The 24,397-nt window shown below is 69.5% G+C and carries 19 protein-coding genes, 1 pseudogene and 1 riboswitch; of the genes and pseudogenes, 10 read left to right on the forward strand and 10 right to left on the reverse strand.

Annotated features, from left to right (window positions below; genetic code table 11):
* A partial coding sequence (locus VF612_RS13445) for an integrase core domain-containing protein (RefSeq protein ID WP_408660399.1) occupies positions 1–125 on the forward strand: 125 nt, incomplete at its 5' end.
* 211 nt (positions 126–336) lie between these two features.
* A riboswitch (cyclic di-AMP (ydaO/yuaA leader) is annotated at positions 337–476 on the forward strand.
* Between the two features lie 135 nt (positions 477–611).
* On the forward strand, positions 612–2,147 hold the full coding sequence (locus VF612_RS13450; protein ID WP_408660361.1) for a glycosyl hydrolase: 1,536 nt from the start codon (positions 612–614) through the stop codon (positions 2,145–2,147).
* A 187-nt stretch (positions 2,148–2,334) separates the two neighbouring features.
* Here VF612_RS13450 and VF612_RS13455 read toward each other — a convergent pair whose 3' ends face one another.
* The 5 genes from VF612_RS13455 to VF612_RS13475 all read right to left on the reverse strand — a co-directional run bounded on the left by VF612_RS13455 (position 2,335) and on the right by VF612_RS13475 (position 9,173).
* A complete protein-coding gene (locus VF612_RS13455; RefSeq protein WP_408660362.1) occupies positions 2,335–2,913 on the reverse strand; it encodes a hypothetical protein in 579 nt (192 codons plus the stop codon).
* A gap of 5 nt (positions 2,914–2,918) precedes the next feature.
* Positions 2,919–5,198, reverse strand: coding sequence for an MMPL family transporter (locus VF612_RS13460; protein ID WP_408660363.1), 2,280 nt, complete (start codon positions 5,196–5,198; stop codon positions 2,919–2,921).
* A 69-nt stretch (positions 5,199–5,267) separates the two neighbouring features.
* Positions 5,268–6,074 (reverse strand): ABC transporter permease, encoded by an 807-nt coding sequence (locus VF612_RS13465; protein ID WP_408660364.1) that lies wholly within the window; start codon positions 6,072–6,074, stop codon positions 5,268–5,270.
* The gene (locus VF612_RS13470) at positions 6,071–6,970 is read right to left on the reverse strand and encodes an ABC transporter ATP-binding protein (protein ID WP_408660365.1); all 900 of its coding nucleotides are present in this window, start codon (positions 6,968–6,970) and stop codon (positions 6,071–6,073) included. Before VF612_RS13470 ends, VF612_RS13465 begins: the two co-directional genes overlap by 4 nt.
* A 37-nt stretch (positions 6,971–7,007) precedes the next feature.
* On the reverse strand, positions 7,008–9,173 hold the full coding sequence (locus VF612_RS13475; protein ID WP_408660366.1) for an MMPL family transporter: 2,166 nt from the start codon (positions 9,171–9,173) through the stop codon (positions 7,008–7,010).
* 277 nt (positions 9,174–9,450) lie between these two features.
* Between VF612_RS13475 and VF612_RS13480 the strand changes: the two are divergent.
* Together VF612_RS13480 and VF612_RS13485 are read left to right on the forward strand one after the other, a co-directional pair.
* A pseudogene (locus VF612_RS13480) lies at positions 9,451–9,633 on the forward strand (BldC family transcriptional regulator); the annotation flags it as partial.
* A 647-nt stretch (positions 9,634–10,280) separates the two neighbouring features.
* Complete coding sequence (locus tag VF612_RS13485; RefSeq protein WP_408660367.1) at positions 10,281–10,691, forward strand: DUF4260 domain-containing protein; 411 nt, start codon at positions 10,281–10,283, stop codon at positions 10,689–10,691.
* Between the two features lie 512 nt (positions 10,692–11,203).
* Here the strand turns inward: VF612_RS13485 and VF612_RS13490 are convergent.
* Positions 11,204–13,321: an MMPL family transporter gene (locus VF612_RS13490; protein ID WP_408660368.1), complete on the reverse strand. Its 2,118-nt coding sequence runs from the start codon at positions 13,319–13,321 to the stop codon at positions 11,204–11,206.
* 388 nt (positions 13,322–13,709) lie between these two features.
* Between VF612_RS13490 and VF612_RS13495 the strand changes: the two genes are divergently transcribed.
* The 5 genes from VF612_RS13495 to VF612_RS13515 all read left to right on the forward strand — a co-directional run bounded on the left by VF612_RS13495 (position 13,710) and on the right by VF612_RS13515 (position 18,576).
* Positions 13,710–13,841, forward strand: a complete 132-nt coding sequence (locus tag VF612_RS13495; RefSeq protein ID WP_408660369.1) for a hypothetical protein — start codon at positions 13,710–13,712, stop codon at positions 13,839–13,841.
* Complete coding sequence (locus tag VF612_RS13500) at positions 13,838–16,546, forward strand: LuxR C-terminal-related transcriptional regulator (protein WP_408660370.1); 2,709 nt, start codon at positions 13,838–13,840, stop codon at positions 16,544–16,546. Before VF612_RS13495 ends, VF612_RS13500 begins: the two co-directional genes overlap by 4 nt.
* Before the next feature lie 79 nt (positions 16,547–16,625).
* Complete coding sequence (locus tag VF612_RS13505) at positions 16,626–16,856, forward strand: hypothetical protein (RefSeq protein WP_408660371.1); 231 nt, start codon at positions 16,626–16,628, stop codon at positions 16,854–16,856.
* Positions 16,853–17,776, forward strand: a complete 924-nt coding sequence (locus VF612_RS13510; RefSeq protein WP_408660372.1) for an ABC transporter ATP-binding protein — start codon at positions 16,853–16,855, stop codon at positions 17,774–17,776. The genes VF612_RS13505 and VF612_RS13510 overlap by 4 nt, the downstream gene beginning before the upstream one ends.
* Positions 17,773–18,576 (forward strand): ABC transporter permease subunit, encoded by an 804-nt coding sequence (locus tag VF612_RS13515; RefSeq protein ID WP_408660373.1) that lies wholly within the window; start codon positions 17,773–17,775, stop codon positions 18,574–18,576. Before VF612_RS13510 ends, VF612_RS13515 begins: the two co-directional genes overlap by 4 nt.
* Before the next feature lie 10 nt (positions 18,577–18,586).
* Here VF612_RS13515 and VF612_RS13520 read toward each other — a convergent pair whose 3' ends face one another.
* From VF612_RS13520 to VF612_RS13535, 4 genes are all read right to left on the reverse strand, one after another.
* The gene (locus tag VF612_RS13520; RefSeq protein WP_408660374.1) at positions 18,587–19,858 is read right to left on the reverse strand and encodes an MFS transporter; all 1,272 of its coding nucleotides are present in this window, start codon (positions 19,856–19,858) and stop codon (positions 18,587–18,589) included.
* Positions 19,859–20,115: 257 nt separating this feature from the next.
* Positions 20,116–21,540 (reverse strand): type I glutamate--ammonia ligase, encoded by a 1,425-nt coding sequence (gene glnA, locus VF612_RS13525; protein WP_408660375.1) that lies wholly within the window; start codon positions 21,538–21,540, stop codon positions 20,116–20,118.
* 153 nt (positions 21,541–21,693) lie between these two features.
* Entirely contained in the window at positions 21,694–22,131 is a 438-nt protein-coding gene (locus tag VF612_RS13530; RefSeq protein ID WP_408660376.1) for an RDD family protein, read from the reverse strand.
* Positions 22,132–22,136: 5 nt separating this feature from the next.
* The gene (locus tag VF612_RS13535) at positions 22,137–22,901 is read right to left on the reverse strand and encodes a DUF4191 domain-containing protein (RefSeq protein ID WP_408660377.1); all 765 of its coding nucleotides are present in this window, start codon (positions 22,899–22,901) and stop codon (positions 22,137–22,139) included.
* Positions 22,902–23,030: 129 nt separating this feature from the next.
* Here VF612_RS13535 and VF612_RS13540 point away from each other — a divergent pair, with 129 nt between their 5' ends.
* Complete coding sequence (locus VF612_RS13540; RefSeq protein ID WP_408660378.1) at positions 23,031–24,353, forward strand: hypothetical protein; 1,323 nt, start codon at positions 23,031–23,033, stop codon at positions 24,351–24,353.
* Positions 24,354–24,397 lie beyond the last annotated feature (44 nt).

Raw genomic sequence — 24,397 nt, forward strand, 5'->3', positions numbered from 1 at the left:
GGCAAATCTTCACCAGCAACGACCAACGCACCGCCGCCCTTGCACCCTGGCTCGAGCACTACAACACTGACCGACGCCACAGCGCACTCGCAGGGCACCCACCCGTCAGCCGGCTACCAACCTGATGGCCGAGTACATCTAGCCGTTGGAGCGAACCCTCGCGGCGGCAGAGTGCGGCCCGGGCAGGTTGGGCCGAGGTCAGGATCGTCTCAACTTCCCCTCAAGTTGCCGTGCGTCACTTGCCGTGTCCTGAGAGCAACCTCTAAGTTGAGGCCCGCGCCCACCCGTTGGCGCTGTCCGTGCGGTTCGCCGAATCCTGCCCCGCACGCGACCAGGCTTTCGAACACGCTCGGCAGGGGCGGGGGAACCATGGATGACGGTCGCTAGCGCGACCTAGGGGTGAAGCCGCGTGATTGCGGCCGGGCACCTCCCGCCCGAACCCGACAGCTCACCCCGCAGGCGTGAGGAGAGGATCTCCCTTGCTCCGTCATGCCCCCATGACAGCACTGCACAGGCCCGCGCACCGGGCAGACCACACAATCCATCGGTCCAAGCCGTCCGCCACGGGCTGGCGCCAGGGCCTTCGCATAGGAATGGCCGCGCTGACCTGCGTGACCGCCGTCATCGCCAGCAATGTCGTCCTGGGTTCGACCGCCTCGGCCGGCGAGGAGGTCTCGAACGGGACCTTCGAGACCAGCACCACCGGTTGGATCGCCACCCCGAAGGACGACGGCTCAGCTCCCGTGGCGCTGGCCCGGGTCGCGGGCGGGCACACCGGCAGCTACGCCGCCCGGGTGTCCAACACGTCGGCCGCCGCGGCCACCACGGTCCTGAACGACTCGCCGAACAGCGTTCCGAGCACGACCGCGGGTCTGACCTACCGGGCGACGGCCTGGCTGCGCGCGAGCCAGGCCAACACCTCCCTGGTGCTGCGCCTGCTCCAGTTCGACGCCAGCAACGTGCTGTTGTCGAGCAAGCAGAGCTACCACTGGGCCACCGACACGGCCTGGCACCAGCTCACGCTGGACGTGGTGGCCGCCAAGTCCGGGGCGAGCATCGATGTGAACGCCCTCGCCTGGGACCTCGGCGCCGGCAAGTCCTTCCTCGTCGACGACGTCAGCGTCGCGCCGCTGGCGACCACGACGACTCCCGCTCCTCCGCCCCCTCCCAGCCCCACCGTCTCCGGGGTGTTGCCGGCGCAGGGCACCGGCGCGCTGTTCGGCTACTACGGGTCGGGTGGTGCGGACCCCACCTCCATGGAGACCAAGATCGGGCGCAAGTTCGACCTGATCCACCACTTCAAGGACTTCGACGCCACCAACAACATGTGGCCGACATCGGGGATGCTCTCGCAGGCCGCCGCGGGCCGGACCATTCACATCGGTTGGGAGATGGTGTCCTACGACGGCGGTTACGACTCGGCCCTGCAGCCGGCGCCGGGGGCGTCGTCCTACGATCGCAGCGGCAACGCCCAGAAGACCTGGACCTACCGGCAGGTCACCAGCGGCTCGCTCGACCGCTACCTCGACGCGGTGGCGAACAAGGTCAAGGCCACCCCGTCGGCCAAGTTCATCGTCGACATCGACCCCGAGATGGACGACCGCCCCGACATCGGCGGCACCGCCAAGATCCGGGCAGCCGCCGGCACCCGAGCAGAGTTCGCGGCGGCGTACCGGTACATCGTCGACCGGTTCCGCGCCCGGGGCGTCACCAACGTGCTGTGGGCCTGGACGGTCTCGGGCTGGACCGCGACGGACCCCAGCAAGGCCTGGTCCCTGCAGCAGCTCTGGCCCGGCCCCAACTACGTCAACGTCATCATGTGGGATCCCTACAACCACAAGGCGACCAACTGGCGCAGCTTCGGCCAGATGGTCGCGCCCTTCTACAACTCCATCCGAGGCGGGCTGCTGGACCCGGTCGACGTGACCGCCAAGAAGCTGCCCTTCGGCCTGGGTGAGTACGGCTGCATCGCCGACCCCCGCCGGCCGGACTGGCTGAAGGCCATCCCGAGCCAGGCCCGCCTCTACCCCGGCCTGGTCTCGCTCGGCTACTTCAACAGCGGTAGCTGGGGAGCCCTGGGCGACTCGGCGTCCGTCACGGCCTTCGGGACGGCCGGCAAGGACGCGTGGTTCCACACGCGGTGGTGACCGTTTCATGGCTATGCCGGCGCCCCGGGACTACCGAGTCCCGGGGCGCCGGCGCGTTCGGACAGCGAGAGCTCCTGCCGGCGCGCCCTGGGCAGAGCGGCGCCTAACCGCTCGGGACGCGCGTGCTTGTGACGGGGATTGCCGGGACCGACAAGTCCGCTGTCGCCGCAGAGCTGCGTAGCCGGAGTCAGACGTGGGCCATGGCCACGGGAGCCTGGACGGTGTCGTGGTAGGGCAGCAGCCGATGCAGGAGTGCCCCGGAGACCGCCGTGAAGGTCAGGGCGCCGTACATGCCGAAGATGGTGAACTGCTCCTCGACGTGAATGCCGCCCAGCGTGGTGGCGGTCCAGCCGAGTGCCCACATCGCCGGTATCGCGACCGCCCAGCTCCAGCCGTGATTCGCCTGGCGGGGGAGGGCGAGCGCCTGGGCCGGGCCGAGGACCAGACCGGTGAGGGCGCCCATGAGGATGAGATCGGCCAGGGAGGTGCCGTAGTCGACGGTCCAGGCGCCCAGCAGCAGACCGGCGCCCATCCCTGCCGCGGTGGCCGGTACCCATCGCCGCGGGTCGAGTCGGCGACGACTCACCAGCGCCTGTCCGGCGCCCAGGACGAGCCCGGTGAGCGTCCCACCGATCAGCGCGCTGCCTGCGTCATCCACCCGGCCGACGATGGCGGTGCCGGCCAGTCCGGCGATGGGGAAGGCGAGCGCGCCGACGAGCCAGAGCAGCCAGGTGCGTGTGTCGGTGTGCCGGGTGGAGTCGGTCATGAGGTTCAGCTCCTCAGGACGACGGTCGCCGGCCGGATCGGTCGGGGGTGTCCGTGGCTGCCGCCGGCAGTGGGCGCGGGGTCGGGATCGCCCTCGACGTGCAGCTCGGGCAACCAGCTCAGCCAGCTGGGCAGGTACCAGTTCCAGCGTCCGAGGAGCGCCATCGCGGCGGGCACGACGACCATCCGGATGAGGGTGGCGTCGACAAGCAGGGCGACGGCTACGCCGAACCCCATCTGCTGGAACATGACCAGCTGGCCGGCCGCGAAGCCGGCGAAGACGACCACGATGATCAGCGCAGCGCCGGTGATGATCCGTCCGGTGGCGGCGATGCCGTGCACGACGGCCTGGTTGGTGTCCCCGGTCTCTGCGTAGCGTTCCCGGATCCTGCTGAGCAGGAAGACGTGGTAGTCCATCGAGAGCGCGAACAGCACCGAGAACAGGAATATCGGCACCCAGGCTTCGACGCGTTCGACCTGCTGCAGGCCGAGCAGGCCGGCCCCGATCCCGTGCTGGAACACCAGGACGAGCAGGCCGTACGCCGCGCCGACCGAGAGCAGGTTCAGGACCACGGCGGTCGCGGAGAGGACCAGGGAACGGAACACCAGGGTCAGCAGCAGGAAGCTCAGCCCGAGGACGAAGGCGAGGACGAGGGGCAGCCACTTGTTGATGACGTCGGAGTAGTCGACGTTCTCGGCGGTGGCGCCGCCGACCAGGACGCTGCTGTCGGTGCCGTCGAACGCGGCGGGCACCAGGTCCGTGCGCAGCCGGTCGAGTCCCCGGCGTGCCTGAGCGTTGTCCGGGTCACCGATCAGCGGCACGCTGATCACCGCGACCTGGCCGTTCTCGGCCACCTGCTGATCCCAGGGCCCGAAGTCCGGGTCATCGACGACCGAGGCCTTGAACCGTTCGATCGCTGCGGTGACCTCAGTGGAGGTGACGTTCCCGGAGATGACCACCTGCGCCGGGTCGGTCGTCGACGTGCCTGGGAAGCTCCGCTCGAGGGCGAGGGCGCCGGCCTTGGCGTAGGAGCTGTCGGGTAGCGAGCTGACCCCGGACGTACCCGTGGACAGGCCCAGCACGGGGAAGGCCGCCGCGAGGAGGATGATCACGCCGGCGGCGAGGAAGGTCGCCGGGCGGCGGACGACGGCATCCACAGCTCGCGTCCAGAACGGGCTCTCGGCGGGGTGGTCCCGCCCGACCAGGGGCAGCCGAAGGGCGTTGACCCGGTCGCCGAGCAGGGACAGCAGGGCCGGCAGCAGGGTGACGGCAGCGGCCATGGTGACAACGCCGACGATGATCGCGCCGAGTGCGAGGCTGCGCAAAATGGTGTCCGGGACCAGGAGCAGCCCGAGAAGGGCCACGACGAAGGAGGTGCCGGAGAAGAGCACCGCCTTGCTGCTGGTGCCACCGGTGGCGACGATGGCGTCGATCTTGTCGCGACCGGCCTGTCGCTCCTCCCGGTACCGGGACAGCACGAACAGGCTGTAGTCGATGCCGAGGGCGAGTCCCATCGCGGTGATCATGTTGACGATGAAGAACGACAGGGGCGTGACCTGTCCGAGCACCGAGGAGATTGCCACGGTGACGACGATGGAGATGATCGCGATGCTCATGGGCAGGAACGCGGCCACCAGCGCTCCGAAGACCAGGACCAGCACGATGAGCGCGGCCGGCAGGCCGAACTTCAGTTCCCCGTTGGTGAGGTCGGACTCCGAGAGCTTGGTGAAATCGTGGTCCAAGGTGTTGGCGCCGGTGATGTCGACGACGAACGTGGCGTCGGCGTCGGCGGCGCGAACCTCGTCGAGAACCCTCACGATGCCGGCTTCGGGGTCGTGCCCGAGGACGAGGGTGACCACTGCCGCGTGCCCGTCCTCGGAGATGCCGAACCCGTTTGCCGCGTAGGGGTCCCGAACCGTCTGCGCAGCGCCGGTGGCTTCGACCGCCGATCGAAGGTCGGCGACGAAGCCGCGGAACTGTGGGTCCTCGCTGGTCAACTGGGCGGAGTGGATGATGATGGCGTCGTCGGTCCGGTCAGCCTGGGAGAAGTTGTCGGCGAGGACCTGCTGGGCCTTCATCGAGTCGGGATTGGTGGTGATGCTGCCGTCGGAGGTGAACGCCGAACCGATCAGGGTCCCGATGGCTACGACGGACGCGGCCAGGACGAGCGCCCACGCGGCTACGACTCGCCACGGGTGTACCGCTGCTGCCCGGGCCAGTCGTTGGGGGCCCGACGTGGCGCGCGGGCGCGGGCCGCTACCGCCCAGGGAACGTCCTCGGTACATGGCGCTTTCCTCTCGTTCGATAGAGCACGTGGCTGATCCCATATCGCGGGCCGGGCGGCGTGCCGGTCGCTACTTGACCTCCGACCTCATCACCAGGCGGAGGCCGACGAGTAGCGGGATGAGCAGCCAGGTGACGCCCGTGACGGCGATGTGGGCCCACTCCTGACCGGTGAGGGACTGGGCGAAGACGAACAAACCCGCCTGGGCGAACTGGATGTCCACCCACGGCTGCAGGTCGTGGAACCACTGCTGGCTCTCAGCCAGCAGGCTGAACACCGTGGGCACCAGGAACGTCAGGATGAAGTAGGCCACGATGGCCCCGGTCGAGGAGCGGATGAGCACCCCGAGCATGAAGCCGGTCAGCAGGCTCAGCACCATGCCGAGGACGTAGTACAGGCACTGGGTCAGCGTCACGTCCCACACCAGGGTGCTGCCGGTTATGGCAGCGCCGAGCAGGTTGCCGACCGCACCGACCGCGAAGGCCAGCACCATCGCGGCGATGGCGATCGCAACCGAGGAGATCGCCTTCGCGGTGATGATCCGGCTCCGGTGCGGGACCAGGGTGAAGGTGGTGAGCCCGGTGCGCTGGCTCCATTCGCTGGTCACCGCGAGGATCGCGATCAACGGCAGGATGATGACGACCGGGAAGCGGATGGCGGTCGCGAAGGTGGAGTAGGTGAGTTCGCCGTCCGGGGCCCAGAGGATGACGCCACCGGCGGCCAGGAGCGAAGTGATCGCGATGCTGGCGATCAACCAGAACCCGGAGCGGGTGTCGAACATCTTGCGGAGCTCGACCCCCGTGATGCGAGTCAGGGGTATCGGGCGGGGCGTGGCCGTGCGGAAGGCGCGGTCGGGGACTGCTGCGATGATGGTCATGCCGGCACTCCTTCACGTTGGGTGGCGGCGGTCAGCTCGAGGAACATCTCTTCCAGGCCGGCGCCGGTGGCGGCCCGCAGCTCGGTGAGCGCGATGCCGGCCTCCAGGGCGATCTCCCCGACCCGGGCGGCGTCCGCGTCGGTGCGCAGCGCCCCGCCGTCGGAGGGGACCGCGGTCAGCCCGTTCGCGGTCAGCGCGAGCGCGACCGCCAGGAGGTCGACGGCTCGGACCACGGTGCCGGCTTCGTGCAGCAGCGCGCTCTTGGTGCCCATGGAGACGATCCGGCCGAGGCCGATCATCACGATGTCGTCGGCGATGACCTCGATCTCGTGAAGCAGGTGCGAGGACAGCAGGACGGTGCCGCCGCGGTCGGCGTAGCCGCGGAGCAGGTCACGCATCCAGCGGATGCCGGCCGGGTCGAGCCCGTTGGCGGGTTCGTCGAGGATCAGCACCTCGGGGTCCCCCATCAGCGCGGTTGCGATCCCGAGCCGTTGGCGCATCCCGAGTGAGTAGTCACCGACCCGACGCGATGCCTCAGCCGATGTCAGGCTGACGGTCTCGAGCAGGTCCTCGACGCGGCTTCGCTGAACACCCATGAACTGCTGGGCCAGGGTGAGGATCTCCCGGCCGGTGCGTCCGGCGTGCTGGGCGGAGGCGTCCAGGAGCACGCCGACCTCGAGTCCCGGGTTGGGGAGATCCACATAGTGGCGCCCAGAGATCGTGGCGCTCCCGGCGTCGGGACGGGTGAGCCCGACCATGATCCGCAGGGTGGTCGACTTCCCGGCGCCGTTCGGCCCCAGGAAGCCCGTCACCCGACCCGGCCTGGCGGTGAAGCTGACGTCATCGACGGCGAGGGTCGTGCCGTACTGCTTGCTCAGTCCTTTGATGGCGATCATGCGGACTTCCTGTCGGGGTTTCGGGCCTGAGTGGCTTTTAGTTGACGCCGACCGGCAGCTTGCCCGGATTCGGCAGCGCTTCGGGTGGCACGATGCGGACGGGGTGGAGCGGCGAAGGCTCGACGAACAGGGCACGTGCGAGCCAGCCGGGCAGCCACCAGTTCCACCGGCCGAACAGGCTGACCAGGGCGGGCACCAGCAGGGCTCGGACGATGGTGGCGTCGATGAGGATGCCGACCCCCAGGGCGGTTCCGAGCACCTTGGTGTCGGTCCCGGGCGAGGTCGCGATGGCCGAGAAGGAGAAGAACAGGATCAGGGCGGCGGACGTGACGAGCCGGCCGGTACGGCCGATCCCGGTGATGACGGCCATGCTGGTGTCGCCGGTGCGGTCGTACTCCTCCCGCATCCGGGTCAGGATGAAGACCTCGTAGTCCATCGACAACCCGAACAGGAACGCGAAGATCACGACTGGGAGCCAGAAGTTGATCGCGCCGGTGGGAGCGACGTCGAAGAGAACGTCGGAGCCGTGGCCGAGCTGCCAGAAGAACACGACCGATCCGAACACGGCGGCCAGGGAGAGCAGGTTGACGAGCACAGCCTTGAGCGGCAGCAGCACCGACCGGAAGGTACGGATCAGCAGCACGAAGGTGATGAGGGCGATCATCGCCAGCACATAGGGGAAATTGTCGTAGACCGCGCTGAAGTAGTCCACGATGGTGGGACCGAGGCCGGTGATGCCGACCTGGTCGCTCACCGCGGATTCGACGGCTGCCCGGATGTCGCTGACGACCGTCGAGGTATCGCTGTCGAGCGTCGGCTGGCTCGGGAACACGTCGATGACGGCGCTGTCGCCGCTGGTGGTGCCCACCACGGCCAGCTGGACGCCGTCGACGCTGCGGGCTGCCTGGGCAGCCGCGGTGGCGTCACTGGCGGGGACGAGCACCTCGATGGGGGTGATGATCCCCGCGCCGACGCCGCCGTCTGTCAGCGTCTGGAGCGTGTCGAAGCGGGGGCCGTTCTGCGCGAGGGACTCCAAGCTGGAGCCCGGCCCGATCTTGAGGCTGAACACGGGCGCGATGAGGAGGCCCAGCACCATCAGCGCCGTCGCGGTGGCGATGACGCGGTGCCTGACGATCAGCCGTGCCCAGGCCGACCAACCACGGGAGGCGGCGCCTTCCTTGCGGATGCGGGGGTAGTCGATGCGCGGGCCGACGCTGGACAGCAGCGCCGGGAGCAGGGTGAGCACCACAGCCACGCTGACCAGCGGGATCAGCATCCCGGCGACGCCCATGCTGCGCAGGGCCGGCACCGGCAGGATCAGCAGCGCCAGCAGGCTGATCGCCACGGTGACGCCCGAGGCCATGACGGCGTGCCCGGCCGTCTTCATCGCGACGACGACCGCTTCCTCGTTGCTGCGGCCGTGCGCGCGTTCCTCCCGCCACCGTGACACCAGGATCAGCGAGTAGTCGATGGCGACCCCGAGCCCGATCAGCGCGACGAGGAACATGACGATGATGCTGACATCGGTGAACGTCGTGAGCCCGAGCACGAGCATGAACGTGACCAGGATCGACACCCCGGCGATGAGCAGCGGCAGCAGTGCCAGGAACGACGCGTACACGAAGAGCAGCACCAGCAGCGCGCCGGCGGCGGCGATCAGGGTCTCGATCAGGACGCTCGAGCTTTCCTGGTCACCGCCCGCCGACAGCAGCCCGTAGGAGGTCAGGCCGCTCTCGAAGCCGGCGGCCCGGGCTGCCTCGGTCAGCGCGGGGTCGAGCTGGGTCTCGATGTAGGGACCGAACGTCACCGGGACCGGAGCCTGGATCAAGGCGTACGTCGTGCGGCCGTCGTCGGTCACGAAGCCCGGGTCGTTGGTGCTGGCGTAGTCCACCACGCGAAGCTGCACGTCTGGAACAGCCGCGACTCCAGCGCTGATCACACCGGCCACAGCGGCCCTGTTCCCCTCGACCGTCTCGCCTTGCGGCACTGTCACGACGGCGAGATAGGAGTCGAAGGTGCTCACGCCGTAGGTGTCGATGAGCTGCTGTTCGGCGTTGTCGCCCGGTTGTCCTGGCAGGGAGAAGTCCAGCGACCACCGATCACCCAACGGGCTGACCGACACCATGCCGCCGATGAAGAGCGTCAACCAGATGGCGCTGACTATCCGGCGGTGATGCATGACGAGGCGGGCGAAGCGCTCCATGAGGAACTCCTAGTAGGGGAGCACACTGGGGCTGACGCGGTGTCGCGGCGAGACAAGGTGCCCGCTGTTGACGCTACGAGCAGCGCGGGGACGGCGGAACGCCTGAACAGGACCGCTTGAGCCCGAAAGGGGACGACCTTGTCGGACAACCTTCGCCGAGTCACCGTGGCCGCAGGGCAACGGGGAATGTGGGGCTACTCTCTGAAACAGTGGCGACAGATCTCCCATGGCGTTCCGGGTGCGGAGCGAGGGGGTCGCTACCACCTAGGAGAGTTCCATGGCCGCACAGAAGGCACCTAACGAGCATCTCCTCACCCCTGGGGACGTAGCGGCCCTGGTCTTCGTCGACCCGAAGACCGTCAGCCGCTGGGCGACGAAAGGCAGGATTGCCTCCACGCGCACCCCGGGTGGGCATCGGCGATTCCGGAGCTCCGACGTTCAAGCGCTCATGTTCGAGGTTCTGGGTCAGGACCCCTTCCGGGAGTCTCGGGTCATGCCTGCCGCGCGCGACGTCGGCTCCGTCGCAGCTGATGCCGTGGTCGCCGAGGCGGTTGCCATCGTCCTGGAGACACAGGCCCAGGCAGCGGCAGAGGCCGTGCTGGAGACGGCTGCGTCGGTCGCGGTCGCTGCGGAGCGGGCGGCATCGGCAGCGGTGAAGGCTCGTCATGCCAGGACGTTCGCTGCTGCTGAGGCTGCCCGGGTGATTGCCAGCGAGGCAGCCCTGGCCGCTGCCGAGATGCGGTCGCTGGGCACAGCGCAAGCGGCGCGGCTCGCCGGGGCGGCGGCTCAGGCCAAGAGGCTCGTCGGCTCCTCAGGCACCGAGGCCCAGACCTCAGTCGTCGCGGTACGCATGGCCGCAACGGTGCAAGCTGCCGCTGACACGGCTACGGTCGACAGCGCCCTCGCCGCGGCGCGCGTTGCTCAAGCAGTCACAGAGGCCGCGGCGCGCATCGCAGTGATGGTGGCTGCATTCGACCTCTCCCTGGAGCGGGAGGCTGCCGCCGCGGCGCAGGCTCTTTCCGACCTGGCGCTGGAGACCGCCCGCCGCCTAGCTCAGCGGAACCGCGTGATGGCCCGAGAAGCCTTGTACCCATGGGGTGTCCGCACATGACGCTGGAGGCGCCGCACAGAGTCCTGACGTCGACGCCTGCGGTCTCCGGGATGCCGCTGCGGATCCTCCGGTCGGAGGGAGTGGTTCTCCTGGCCGCCGCCCTCGCGGCATACTTCGCCGGGCTGGACCAGCCCTGGTGGCTCGTGCCCGTGCTGCTGTTCGTCCCCGACGTCTTCATGGTCGGCTACGCGAAATCGAGTACGGCGGGCGCGAGGCTGTACAACTTCGCCCATTCCTACCCGGCGCCGGCGGTGCTCGGCGTTCTGGCGTTCGTTGCCGATCAGCCGCTGTGGCAGGGAGTCGCGCTGGTGTGGCTCGCCCACATCGGGATGGACCGGGCCTTGGGGTACGGCCTCAAGTACGAGACCGACTTCAAGGACACCCACCTCGGACGCATCGGGCGCTGACAACGCCGCAAGGTCGCCGTGACCCCGTTAGGCGGCTCGCACGCTCGGTCAGGCTGACGGCGCCGCATGGACATGTCAGAGAAGCACAACAAGGGCCCAGGCGCTTCCGGCAGCGATGACCACCCAGAGCGCGTTCAGCGGGCATCAGTTGTTGTCCCTGCGAGGACGGCGAAGGCATTCGCGGCGAGCAGGCCGAGGCCGACCGTGACGCCCTTGACGAGAAGCACGCTGGCGGCGACAAGCCCCCACGGACGGCGCTGGCGCAACCAGCGGGACGCAACAGCATCAGGGGAACGACCAGGCCCAGGTCCAGGATGTGAACCGGAGAGGTCGGGTGCCCGGTCAGCGCGACGACCGGCGGCGGGTCGCCCGTGACCAGAGCGACCACAACCTGGAGTCCTTCATCAGCCCCAGACCGAGGGCGATCACGAGAAGGAAGCGGGCCACAACGACGGCGGCACGCAGGCCCCCGCCTGGAAAGCGCGGGGGCCTGCGTACCGGCTGGTCGGCTCTCAGGGGGAGACGAGCTCTTCCTCGTCCGACATGCGGCCCCCGGTCGCCGGTCGGTAGGTCGCATCGACTTCCCGCTCGGGCTGGCTGTCATGGGCGGCGCCCTCGACGGTCAGGTGCGGCAGGATCTTGTCGAGCCAGCCGGGGAGCCACCAGTTGGCCTTGCCCAGCAGGGCCATGGTGGCCGGCACCAGGACCATGCGGACGAGGGTGGCATCGACGAGGATCGCCGTGGCGAGCCCGAGGCCGAGCATCTTCAGCGACGGCACGGGGCTGGCGACGAGGGCGAGGAAGACGGCGATCATGATCAGGGCGGCGGACGTGATGACCCGCCCTGTCCCGGCCATGCCTCGGGCGACCGATTCGGTGTTGTCGCCGGTCCGCTCGTACTCCTCGCGGATCCGCGAGATGAGGAACACCTCGTAGTCCATGGAGAGGCCGAACAGGATGGGGAACATGATCACGATGATCAGCGAGGTGATCGGTGTCGGTCCTTCGAGGCCGATCAGGCTGCTGCCCCAGCCCCACTGGAAGACGGCCACCAGGACGCCGTAGGCAGCGCCGATCGAGAGCATGTTCATGACCACGGCCTTGAGCGGGACCACGACGGATCGGAAGACCAGCATCAGCAGCAGGAACGACGCGATCAGCACTGCCCCCATGAAGAGGGGCAGGGTGTCGGAGAGCTGGCCGTTGAGGTCGGTGGTCATCGCGGTGAGCCCGGTGACGTACACGTTGTCGGGCAGCACGTCACGGACCGCGGCCAGGGCGACGGAGGTCTCCAGATCGGCGGGACCCGTCGTCGGCATGGCCGCGAAGACCACGGTGCTGCCGTCCGCGGAGGTCAGCGGCTCGGTGACCGAGGCGATACGACCGCTCGTGCGGATGTCCTCGGCCAGCGCAGACACTCCATCGGCGCTGACGCCAGGGACTTCGAGGTCGACGACGACCACCAGCGGCCCGTTGATCCCGGGCCCGAAGCCCTCGTCCAGCAGGTCGTAGGCCTGTCGGTACGTCGTGTCGCGGGGAGCATCACCGGCCGCAGGCCAAGCTGTCTGCATGGCGAAGGCCGGTGCGGCGAAGGCAAGCAGGGCGAAGACGGCACCGATCAGGTAGGGCCAGGGCCGTCCCGAGACCCGGTGGGCGAAACGCCACCACGCGGTCTCCTCGGCGCGCCTGGCGGGGCGGTGACGACGAACCAGCCGGCCAGTGTCGATGCGGTCGCCGAGCAGTCCGAGCAGTGCGGGCAGCAAGGTGGTGGCGGCCGCGACCGCGCTCAAGACGACGATGGCGGTGGCCAGGCCGATGGAGGTCAGGGCGCCAAGACCGGTGAAGGCGAGGGACGCCATCGCGATGATCACGGTGCCACCGGCGAAGACGACCGCCGCTCCGGACGAGGACATCGCGTCGGCGAGGGCGGTGCTGTTGTCCCGCCCGGCGCTGCGGTTCTCCCGGTAGCGGGCGACAATGAACAGGGCGTAGTCGATGCCGACTCCCAGCCCGACGATCCCCGCGATCGGGATCGCCGACGGCGAGACGTCCATGATGCTGGCGAGCACGAAGATGCCGCCGATGCCCGCGCCGACCGCCACGAGGGCGAGACCGATCGGCACCACGGCCGCCACGACGGTCCCGAACGCCACCAGCAGCACGAGCAGCGCGATCAGGATCCCGACGCCCTCCAACGGCGACGTCTCGTCGGGAGCGTCGAGGAACACGGCGTCACCACCGAGCTCGACTCGGAGGTCGGCGGTGTTTGACGCGTCGACCAGCTCCGTCAGCGGCACGAAGCCCCCTTTGCCCAGCTCGCCCGGCGTGACGTCCAGGGTGAGCGTTGCGTAGCCGACCCGGCCGTCGTCCGAGATGGTCCCGGACGAGAAGGGGTCGGCCACGGACACGACATGGTCTGCCTGGGCGACGTCGGCCAGAACCTCGTCGACGACCGGCTGCTGACTCTGCAGCGTCTCGCCGTCGTCGACCGCGAAGACGACCAGAGCTTGGGCATGGGTCGCCTCGGGGAACTTTTCCGCGAGCAGCTGCATGGCGCGTTCGCTCTGACTGCCCTTGGCGCTGAATGCGTCGATGAAGGCGCCGCCGCCGCTTCCGGCGAGGGCGAACACGGCGCCGAGGAAGACGACCCAGGTCGCGATGGTGCGCCGGGGGTGCCTCGCACTCGCCATGGCAATGCTGCGGGTGAACCTGTTCATGGTGGTGCCTTTCGCAGATCCGCTGGATGACTGATGGACCGTGAACCTAGGCGCCGATGTGGTGAGCGGGCATCACCACACGTGGTGAGCGACCGGGTGAATCAGCGGCTGGTCAGGAGCCGCGCACGAAGCCGGTGCGACTGCGGCATCAGGCGGCGCCTGCGCGCCAGGACCAGCGCTGCAGAGAGGCCGGCCACCGACGACCACCACGTCGTACTCGTTCATGGACCCAGCGCGCGCCGCTGACGTCCGACGACAACTATGGTTGCCATTCTTGGGAATCCGGCGTGAAATGACCTCCGTGTCCGACCACGCCACGATCGCGGCTGCCCTCGACCTCGTGCGCCCGCGGCTCAAGGGCATCCGCAAGGAGTGGGGCCGGCCGGGGGAGCGGATGCGCGTCCGCTCGCGGCGAGAGGAGTCGGCGCGGTGACCAGCGAGCCACTGCTGCAGACCAAGCTCTACCCGCCCCGGGTGACCCGGAAGCTCGTCGACCGGCCACGCCTGGCCCAGCGGTTGGCGGCTGCACCAGCGGTGCTCCTCGTCTCCGCGCCGGCCGGCTTCGGGAAGTCCACGTTGCTCGCCCAGTCGCTCCTCGGTGGGGCGCCACGGCCGGACCGCCCGGCCGTGGCCTGGCTGTCCCTGGACTCCGGTGACAGCGACCCCTCGTCGTACTGGGCCTACGTGCTCGCCGCGCTCCGTACGGCGGCGCCGGGGGTGGGCGCGTCCGCGCAGGCACTCCTGGAATCGCCCGGAGGCGCGCCCATCACCACTGTGTTGACCAGCATCATCAACGACCTGGCCGCCTCGGACGAGGACGTCGTGCTCGTGCTCGACGACTACCACGTGGTCCACGCGCCGGCGATCCACGAGGCCATGGCATTCCTGGTCGACCACCTCCCGCCACAGCTCCGCCTGGTCATCGCCACGCGATCGGACCCGCCGCTGCCGCTGGCGCGGCTGCGAGCCCGTGGCGAGCTGGCCGAGGTACGTGCCGCCGACCTGCGGTTCACCGAGCCGGAGACCGCGGCGTACTTCGCCGGAATGGGCCTCGAGCTGTCCGCCGCCGAGGTGAGCACCTTGGAGGGCCGGACGGAGGGCTGGGTCGCCGCACTCCAGCTCGCGGCCCTGTCGCTGCAGGGGCGCGAGGACCTCGCCGGGTTCATCCACGGCTTCGCCGGCGACGACCGTCACGTCGTGGACTACCTCGTCGAGGAGGTGGTCCACCGGCAGCCTGAAGCGGTGCGGGACTTCCTCCTCCGGACGTCCGTGCTGTCCCGGCTCTCAGGACCCCTGACCGACGCCGTCACGGGACGGACCGACGGACGGGCGATGCTGGAGGCACTCGACCGCGACAACCTCTTCCTCGTGCCGCTCGACGACCAGCGACGGTGGTACCGCTACCACCACCTCTTCGCCGACATGCTCCAAGCGCGGCTCCTCGACGAGCTGCCCGGTGAGGCGCGCGAGCTGCACTGCCGCGCCAGCGCGTGGTTCGAGGAGGAGGGCGACACGACGGCGGCCGTCGAGCACGCCCTCGCAGCCGGGGACGTCGACCGCGCCGCCGGACTCGTGGAGGCCGCCCTGCCGGTGATGACCAAGGAACGGCGGGAGGCCCAGCTGCGGCGCTGGATGGAGGCGATGCCCGACGAGGTCTACGCGCGTCGTCCCGTGCTCGCGAACGGCTATGTCGGAGCGCTGATGTCGACCGGCGAGACCCGCGGTGTCGAGCCGCGTCTGCGCCTCGCGGAGGAGTGGGTGGAGGCTGCCCAGGCGCTGCCCGCAGGCGAGTCCCCGTCCGGACTCCTCGCGGCCCACCCATTGCAGTGGCAGCGGCTCCCGGGCTGGGTCACGATCCACCGAGCGGGCCTGGCCCTGATGGCCGACGACGTGGGCGCCACCATCGAGCACTGCCGGGCGGCGCTGGCGGTGCTGGCCCCCGACGACAACCTGGGATTCGGTGCGGCCACCGCCCTCATGGGTCTGGCCTCGTGGCGTCAGGGTGACCTCTCCACCGCCGGGTCCGCGTACGCCGAGACCATCCGCCGGTTCAGGCTCGAGGGCTACGTCGCCGACATCTTGGGCTGCACCGTCACACTGGCCGACCTCCAGCTCACGATGGGCCGGCTGCGCGACGCGGAGCGCACCTACCGCGACGCACTCGATCTCGCCGAGCGTCAGCCCGCTGGACCGCCGCGCGGTACGCCGGACATGCACGTCGGTCTGTGCCTGGTCCATCTCGAGCAGGGCGACCTCGCCAGGGCCAAGGAGCATCTGCGCCTCGCCCAGGAGCTCGGTGAGCACCTGGGCCTGCCCAAGCACCCACACCGCTGGCGCATCGCCGAGGCCGACGTCCGGGAGGCCGAGGGAGACCTGGTCGGCGCGCTCACGATGCTCGACGAGGCGGAGCGGGTCTACGACCTCGACTTCTCACCCGACGTACGACCCGTCACCGCGATGCGGGCCCGCGTCTGGATCAAGCAGGGAAGGCCCGAGCAGGCGCTCGCCTGGGCGACCCAGCGAGGGTTGGCGGTGACAGACGAGCTCGACTACCTGCGCGAGTTCGAGCACGTCACGCTGGCGCGGGCACTCCTCGGCACGGGCGACCGCGCCGTCGCCGGCTTCCTCGAGAGGTTGCTGACCGCGGCCGAGGCCGGTGGCCGGCACGGCACGGCCCTGGAGATCCTGGTCCTCCTCGCCCTCGCGCGGCAACGCGATGGCGATACCGGGGCGGCAATGGCCGCTCTGTCACGCGCCCTCGAGCTGGGCGAGCCAGAGGGGTACGTGCGCATCTTCACCGGAGAGGGTCCCGCGATGGCGCCCCTGCTGTCCGCAATGGCCAAGAGGGGCGGCGCCACGTCGTACGCCGCTCGGCTGACGGGCTCGGCGGACCGAGCACCCCTCGAACCGACGCGACGGGACGTCCTGGTCGACCCGCTCAGCGACCGCGAGCTGGGCGTGCTGCGCCTCCTCGCGAGCGAGCTGAGCGGCCCCGACATCGCCCGGCACCTCTTCGTGTCGCTCAACACCGTGCGCACGCACACCAAGAACATCTACGCAAAGCTCGGCGTCGGCAACAGGCGCGAGGCCGTCCGGCGGGCAGACGAGCTGGGGCTGCTGGGACGTGCCCGGGGCTGAGCCCCCACGGCAAGACCACCACCTCGCTCACCACTTGTGGTGATCCGCGCTCCCCACATCGGCTCGTACGTTCCGGAGCATGAGCATGAGCGAGACCGAAACCTATGAGATCCGCATTCAAGGCCGTCTGGCAGAGCGCTGGTCCTCCTGGTTCGACGGCATGGAGATCACCGCCCTCGGTGACGGCTGCACGCTCATCCATGGGCAGGTCACCGATCAGGCCGCCCTGTACGGCCTGATCCAGAAGGTGCGCGACCTCGGGCTGCCGCTGCTCTCCGTCACCAACACCCGAACAGGAGCGACCTCATGATTGCCCTCGACTCGGTCACCCGGAGGTACGGCGAGTTCACCGCCGTCGACCACGTCAGCTTCACTGCCCGGCCCGGCCGGGTGACCGGATTCCTCGGACCGAACGGCGCCGGCAAGTCCACGACGATGCGGATCATCGTCGGGCTCACGCACGCCACGACCGGCAGCGCGACCGTCGCCGGCCGCCGCTACGTCGACCTGCCCAACCCCGGTCTCGAGGTCGGCGTGCTGCTCGACGCCTCCGCCCAGCACGCTGGGCGCACCGGCCGGGAGATCCTCACCATCGCCCAACGGTTCATGGGCCTGCCGAAGGCCCGAGTCGACGAGGTGCTCGCCCTGGTCGGCCTGACCCCGGCTGAGTCGTCGCGGCGCGTGCGCGACTACTCCCTCGGCATGCGGCAACGGCTCGGGCTCGCGACTGCGCTGATCGGGGACCCCTCCGTGCTGATCCTCGACGAGCCGGCCAACGGGCTGGACCCGGCCGGCATCCGGTGGATGCGTGGGCTGCTTCGGGACTTCGCCGACCGTGGCGGCACCGTGCTGCTCTCCTCGCACCTGCTCCACGAGATCGAGGTGATCGCCGATGACCTCGTCGTGATCGGCAACGGCCGCATCGTCGCGCAGGGCGCCAAGTCCAACCTGCTTGCCTCGGCGGGCGCCGTCGTGCGCACGACCGAGCCTCGGACCCTCGCTGCCGCCCTCGACGCGCGCGGGGTCACGTCGTCGTACGTCGGGACCGACGGTCTGCTCGCCCAGGCCGACGCCGACCAGGTCGGGCGCACCGCCTTCGCGGCCGGCGTACCCGTTCTCGAGCTGCGGCCCGCCGACGGCACCGGCTTGGAGGAGATGTTCCTCCAGCTCACCGCAGACACGCAGCGCGACACCCAGCCCCACCACGAGCCCGAAGGAGCACTGGCATGACCATCCTCCAGCACCGTGCGCCCCACCCCGTGACTGAGCCAGCCGCTCCGCGAGGCATCCCCCTGGAGAGGATCACGTCGACCGAGCTGCGCAAGATGCTCGACACCCGGTCCGGCTTCTGGACCATGGCCAGCATCGCGTTGGTGTCCATGGCCACGACGGGCATGGTGATCCTGTTCGCCGAGCGAGAAGACCTGACCTACGGCACGTTCACCGCGGCGATCAGCGTGCCGATGTCGCTGATCCTGCCGATCATCGCGATCTTGTCGGTCACCGCCGAGTGGAGCCAGCGCAGCGGCCTGACGACCTTCACCCTGGTCCCGCACCGCTCACGGGTCATCGCGGGAAAACTGCTCGCGTCAGTCGCCATCGCACTGGTCGCCACCCCGGTCGCCTTCGCGATCGGCGCCGCCGGCAACGTCGCCGGCGCCGCCATCGCCGGAGTGGACCCGGTGTGGGACCTGACGACCGTCAACCTGCTCACGATCGAGCTGGCCAACGTGCTCGGCATGCTGGTCGGCTTCATGCTCGGCGTGCTCGTGCGCAGCTCGTCCGCGGCCCTCGTGGCCTACTTCCTCTACCAGTTCCTGTTGCCGACCTTGGCGCTGATCCTGGCCGCCAAGCAGGACTGGTTCCGCGAGCTGCAGCCGTGGGTGGACTTCGACTTCGCGACGGGTGCTCTGCTTGAGGGTCCGCTTTCCGCCCAGCAGTGGGCCCATCTGGCGGCAACCGGCACGGTGTGGCTCCTCGTCCCCCTGGCCGTGGGTCTACGGCTCGTGGTGCGAGCAGAGGTCAAGTAGGCCTTTGCGGTCACCGCACCTTCCTGACGGGCAGGATCGCCGCGGCCGCGAGGAAGGCACAGACCCCTGCGACGGCGTACAGCACCTGATAGCTGCCCGAGCCGATCGCCAAGACCAGTGGCGCCAACACCGGGCCGATGGAGAACGGCAACGCGCCGGCGATGTTGAGCACCCCCAGGTCCTTCGCGGTGTCGTCCGTGTCGGGCAACACGTCCGCGACGAGCGCGAGGTCGACGGCCAGGTACAGGCCGAATCCCAGGCCGGCGACCGCCATCCCCACGAGGAACGCGTCGAAGTGGCCCGCCATCGCGATCATGAACAACGCGAGGCCATACATAGCCGCAGCACCTACCACGAAGGGCTTTCGGCGGCCGGTGCGGTCCGAGAGCCGACCGCCGACCGCCGAAGCAACCACGACGACCACCGCCTGGATGAGCGTGCCCAGGAAGATCTGCTGCGGGACCTCGTCCTCGGAGCTCCCCAGGTGATCGAGGAGGTAGTACGCCTGGTAGGTGACCAGGAACGCGTAGGCAAGGAGGAACAGGAATCGACTGGCGAACGCCCACGCGAAGTCGGGGTGACGGCGCGGAGAGACGTAGTAGGTGCCCAGGAGCTGCCGCAGCGACCACGGCGGCTTGTCGGCCGGGGCGAGCCGGCGGTCGTCCAGGTACACCGCGAACAAGACGATGAAGAAGCCGCCGATGGCGCACGGAGCCAGGAACATCGCCAGCTCGTTTCCGGTGAAGACCTTGACCACGTAGGCGCCGCCCACCGACGCGCTCGGCAGGCAGACGCCGAGGACGCCGGCCACCGTGCCCCGCTGCTCGACCGGGACCTGGTCGGGCAGTACCGCCACCATCGCGGCCAGCACCGCGTTGACGAACAGCTGCGCCACGCACCAGCCGACCAGCATCACCCAGACGTTAGGGGCAAGGGCCACCACCAGGATGCCGACAGACCCACCCGCCAGACCGACCATGATCCACGGGCGCCGCATCCCCCACCGGGATGTGGTCCGGTCACTCAACCTCCCGAAGAACGGGTTGGCCACCAGAGCGACCAGCGACCCGGCCGCCGCGACCACCGACAGCCTGGCGGCTGCCCGGTCGGCGCCCACCAGCGAGTTGACCTTGAGCGCCAGGGTCACCAGCAGTGGAGCGATGAAGAGCAGACTGGTGGCGAGATAGGCCGCGGCGTACATAACGATGAACACCCAGCCCACCCGTTCTGCGGGTTTCTGGTGCCCGTGGAGCGCCATCTCGGACGCTCCGTGCGCAGCCATGGAACATCCGCCCCCAAGTCGGACCCGCCCTCCACCGCCCGCGAGGGGCACCGCAAGGACCAGACAGCAGACTACGTGGCGACCGTGTCTCCTCGGCCGGACCATCCCGGAGATCTCAAGGACCAGCGTGTCGGGCGAAGGGTGCAGCGCGACCGAACGCGGAGCCTCCCCTCGGTATGGCCGCGCCCGGCATAGGAGGCTCTCAGATCTCGGCACCTCGAGTACAGAATGAGTCCGATCCCTACGCGAACAAGTGACTAGATGTCGTAGTACAGCTCGAACTCGTACGGGTGCGGCCGCAGCCGTACCGGGTCGATCTCGTTGGTCCGCTTGTAGTCGATCCAGCTCTCGATCAGCTCGGCGGTGAACACGCCGCCTTCCTGCAGGTACTCGTTGTCGGCCTCCAGGTGCTCGAGCACCCGCTCCAGCGAGCCCGGCACCTGCGGGATCGAGGCGGCCTCGTCCGGCGGCAGCTCGTAGAGGTCCTTGTCGCTCGGGTCGGCGGGCTCGATCTTGTTGCGGATGCCGTCCCCGCCGGCCATCAGCATCGCCGAGAAGGCGAGGTAGGGGTTGGCCGACGGGTCGGGCACCCGGAACTCGATGCGCTTGGCCTTCGGGCTGGTCCCGGTGATCGGCACCCGGATGCAGGCCGAGCGGTTGCCGGCCGAGTACACCAGGTTCACCGGCGCCTCGTAGCCGGGCACCAGCCGGTGGTAGGAGTTCACCGTCGGGTTGGTGAAGGCCAGCAGCGACGGGGCGTGGTGCAGCAGCCCGCCGATGTAGTAGCGCGCGATGTCGGACAGGCCCGCGTAACCGGTCTCGTCATAGAACAGCGGCTCGCCGTCCTTCCACAGCGACTGGTGGCAGTGCATGCCCGAGCCGTTGTCGCCGAACAGCGGCTTGGGCATGAAGGTCGCGGTCTTGCCGTTGCGCCAGGCGACGTTCTTGACGATGTACTTGAACATCAGGATCTGGTCGGCCGCGTGGGTCAGGGTGTCGAACCGGTAGTTGATCTCGGCCTGGCCGGCGGTGCCGACCTCGTGGTGGGCCCGCTCGATCTGCAGGCCGGCCTTCATGAGCTCCTGGCTCATCTCGTCGCGCAGGTCGGCGTAGTGGTCATAGGGCGACACCGGGAAGTAGCCGCCCTTGATCCGGGTCTTGTAACCGAGGTTGCCGCCCTCCTCGGCCCGGTTGCTGTTCCACGAGCCCTCGATCGAGTCGACCGAGTAGCACGAGCCGTTGATCTTGGACTCGTACCGGACCTCGTCGAAGATGTAGAACTCGGCCTCCGGGCCGAAGTAGACGGTGTCGGCGATGCCGGTGGAGGTGAGGTACTCCTCGGCCTTGGACGCCACCTGGCGCGGGTCGCGGCCGTACGGCTCGCCGGTCCGCGGCTCGACGATCGAGAAGTTCAGGTTGAGCGTCTTGGCGGCGCGGAACGGGTCGACGTAGGCGGTGGCCGGGTCCGGCAGCAGCTTCAGGTCGGACTTGTGGATGGCGGCGAAGCCGCGGATGGACGAGCCGTCGAACATCAGCCCGTCGGTGAACGCATCCTGGGTGAAGCCGGCCGCCGGCACGTTGAAGTGCTGCTGCACGCCGGGCAGGTCGGTGAACCGCACGTCGATGAACTCGACGCCCTCGTTCTTGATGAAGTTGAGAATCTCGTCTGGGCTGCTGAACATCTGCCGGGTCCTTGTCCTCTGCCTCGGGTGGGATGGGGAGATCACAGAACGTGGTGCCCACGCTAAGGGTGTCCGATTGCTGCCGGGTGTCTCGAATGTTTCCGCGACGTTACGCCCCACGAGCGGGGCTGGCACGGCAGGGCGGGGTGTGCGTCAGTGGACGATCACCGCGGTGGCGGTCAGCCGGTCGTGCAGCCCCCGGAAGTCCCGGTCGGCGACCAGCGCCGGAATCAGCGCCACCAGCAACGCGGTGCGCACCAGCGCCCGGATCGGCCCGATCGCGAGCCTGGCGTCCACCCGGATCACCCGCAGCCCGGTCAGGTACATGCCCAGGGACCGGCCGAACAGCAGCAACCCGATGAGGTAGTCCAGGACGAGCGGGATCAGGCTCCACTGGCCCGGCAGGTGCGCGGCCAGCCCGGGCAGGTCCCGGCGGTGGACGAACGGGCTCGCCACCAGCCCGGCGGCCACAAGATCGAGGAGGAACGCCGCGATCCGCCGGCCGGTGGGAGCCAGCGACCCCGGCCCGGACGGCGGCAGGCCCAGCGACTGGCCGCGGTAGCGCTCAGCGGACTCGGCGTCCGGCGGCACGGACGTCAGCCGCGACGGCGGGCCGCGCGCTGGACGCTGCGCAGCTTGACCCCGCCGGGCATCGGGCCCTGGGGGAGCGGGGCGCGCTGCGCGCCCAGGGCGGACAGCCGCCGGTCCAGGGCCACCACCTGCTCCTTGGACAGGTTGCGGGGCAGCTTCATCAGATGGGTGTTCAGCTTGGCCAGCGGCACCTCGCCCTCACCGCGCCCGACCACCACGTCGTAGATGGGGGCGTCGCCGGCCAGCCTGGCGACCCGCTTCTTCTCCTGGGCCAGCAGCGGCTTGACCCGCTGCGGGGCGCCCTCGCCGATCAGCACCACGCCGGGCCGGCCGAGCAGCCGGTGCACCGCGTCCAGCTGCGGGGTCCCGGCGACGGCGTCGGTCTTGCGCCAGTCGCCGCGCAACTGGCCCAGGACGTAGGCGGCAGCGCCGGCCTGGCCCTCTGCCTGCTTGTAGGCCGAGGTCTGCGCGCGCCGGGAGAACAGGAACATCGCGGCCAGCAGCCCGAAGAGCACCGCCGGCAGGATGGGCAGCCAGACGCTGCCGGTCACCAAGGACGCCAGCAGGTAGAACACCGCCGTGACGCCCACGAACGCCATGATCAGGTACGGGACGAGCCGGGAGTCGCTCTTGCGGGTCAGCGTGAACGCCTGGCGCATCTGCTTGAACGAAGCGCGCCTGGATTGCCTGCGCTGAACGCGGACTGCCTTCTTCTCCGCCCTGCTCAGCTTGATCTTGCTGTTCCGCTTCGCCCGGGTCGATTGCGCCATGACAACAGGATAAGCGTTCGGCAGAAGATGTTTCACCCGCGTCAAGGATTACCCGCTACAGTAAGAGGAATGTTAGCTGCAGGGGTCTACGGGGGTGAATAAACAGTGCGAATCCGACGTCCTGAGCGAGTGGTCGCAGCTTCGCTGCTGACCGCGCTGGGCGCGTGTCTCGCACTGCTCGCCCAGCCCAGCGCCGCCTCGACCCTCGACAGCTACGACATCCACGCCAGCGCCCGGTACGGCTGTGCCCAGCACGGCGAGGACAGCTTCGTAGAGGTGAGCCTCAAGGCCGTGGAGCGCGACCGCCTCGCCGACCGCGAGCTGGTGGTGCAGGTGGGCCTCGCCGGGCCGGAGCCGACCGATCCCGACGCCGTCCTCCCCGAAGGCGGCCCCACCCTGGTGACGTTGGGTGACAAGCCGATCAAGGTACGGCTGGCCGGCCAGGCGCAGGACGGCGATCACGTCTTCATCCGGCAGGTCGACCAGCCCGAGGCCGACGTGCTCACCTTGCCGCTGCAGAAGACCTGCCACCGGATCAAGCCGACCAACTTCGGCCTGGACGAGCCCGACGTGCAGGTTGTGGCCAAGAGCTGCGCCTCGGGATCGCAGGCCCGCCTCCAGGTCACCCTGGACAACCCCAACGAGGTGGACGAGCGGCTGCAGAAGATCGGCATCGAGCAGATCGACTACACCGTGCTGCTGGTGCGTCAGGACGGCCTGCTCGCCGGTCCCGAGCCCGAGGGAACCCTGATGAGCTTCGACGAGCCGAGCACGTCGGTGGTCATGCTCCGCCAGGTGGTGACCAAGCCCGCAAAGTATGAGGTCCGGGTGATCGCCCTGGACGGCGCGGTGGTCACCTCGGAGAGCATCCGGCTCAGCTGTGCCAGCACCGGCAACCCTGGCCCGTCCAGCACCAGCCGGCCGACCCCGAGCGTGTCGGTCACGCCGACCTCATCGCGGCCGCCCAGCCAGCCTCCGCCCCCGGCCACCTCGACGGTCACGCAACAGCCCACCTCGCCGGCGCCTTCCAGCTCTGCGCCTTCCAGCTCTGCGCCGGCCACCTCGGCTCCGGCCAGCTCTGCGCCGCCGACTTCGGCGCCGGCCAGTTCGGCTCCGGCCACCTCGGCTCCGCCGGCTGCCTCTTCACCGGCCGGTGGCATCCCCGGGCCGACGGCAAGCAGCTCGCCGAGCCGCTCGCCCCGGCCCAGCAGCAGCGCCGTCCAGCCGCCGAACGCCGGGCCGTCCAGCTCGCCGCCATCGAGCTCGGCCGCGGCCGTTCCGTCCAGCTCGTCACCCAGCCCGGAGCCCAGCATCTCCCGGCTGGTGGAGGCACGCGCCAATTACAGCGGCGTGCCAGTGTTCCAGAGGGACGCCGCCCTGGTGGTGCTGGTCTTCTCCGCCGCCTTGTCGGCGCTGGTCGGCGCGACCCTCGTCACAGCCCGCCGACGCTGAGACCGGTGTCGGAGGCCGGCTATAGGCGGCCGGGTCGACCAGGG

Source organism: Jatrophihabitans sp. (assembly GCF_036388195.1).
Taxonomy (GTDB): domain Bacteria; phylum Actinomycetota; class Actinomycetes; order Mycobacteriales; family Jatrophihabitantaceae; genus Jatrophihabitans_A.

Excerpts from the sequence above, each read along its gene's own strand:
- VF612_RS13455 (WP_408660362.1), bottom strand. The coding sequence starts at position 2,913 with ATGACCGACTCCACCCGGCACACCGACACACGCACCTGGCTGCTCTGG.
- VF612_RS13460 (WP_408660363.1), bottom strand. The coding sequence starts at position 5,198 with ATGTACCGAGGACGTTCCCTGGGCGGTAGCGGCCCGCGCCCGCGCGCC.
- VF612_RS13465 (WP_408660364.1), bottom strand. The coding sequence starts at position 6,074 with ATGACCATCATCGCAGCAGTCCCCGACCGCGCCTTCCGCACGGCCACG.
- VF612_RS13470 (WP_408660365.1), bottom strand. The coding sequence starts at position 6,970 with ATGATCGCCATCAAAGGACTGAGCAAGCAGTACGGCACGACCCTCGCC.
- VF612_RS13475 (WP_408660366.1), bottom strand. The coding sequence starts at position 9,173 with ATGGAGCGCTTCGCCCGCCTCGTCATGCATCACCGCCGGATAGTCAGC.
- VF612_RS13485 (WP_408660367.1), top strand. The coding sequence starts at position 10,281 with ATGACGCTGGAGGCGCCGCACAGAGTCCTGACGTCGACGCCTGCGGTC.
- VF612_RS13505 (WP_408660371.1), top strand. The coding sequence starts at position 16,626 with ATGAGCATGAGCGAGACCGAAACCTATGAGATCCGCATTCAAGGCCGT.
- VF612_RS13510 (WP_408660372.1), top strand. The coding sequence starts at position 16,853 with ATGATTGCCCTCGACTCGGTCACCCGGAGGTACGGCGAGTTCACCGCC.
- VF612_RS13515 (WP_408660373.1), top strand. The coding sequence starts at position 17,773 with ATGACCATCCTCCAGCACCGTGCGCCCCACCCCGTGACTGAGCCAGCC.
- VF612_RS13520 (WP_408660374.1), bottom strand. The coding sequence starts at position 19,858 with ATGGCTGCGCACGGAGCGTCCGAGATGGCGCTCCACGGGCACCAGAAA.
- glnA (WP_408660375.1), bottom strand. The coding sequence starts at position 21,540 with ATGTTCAGCAGCCCAGACGAGATTCTCAACTTCATCAAGAACGAGGGC.
- VF612_RS13535 (WP_408660377.1), bottom strand. The coding sequence starts at position 22,901 with ATGGCGCAATCGACCCGGGCGAAGCGGAACAGCAAGATCAAGCTGAGC.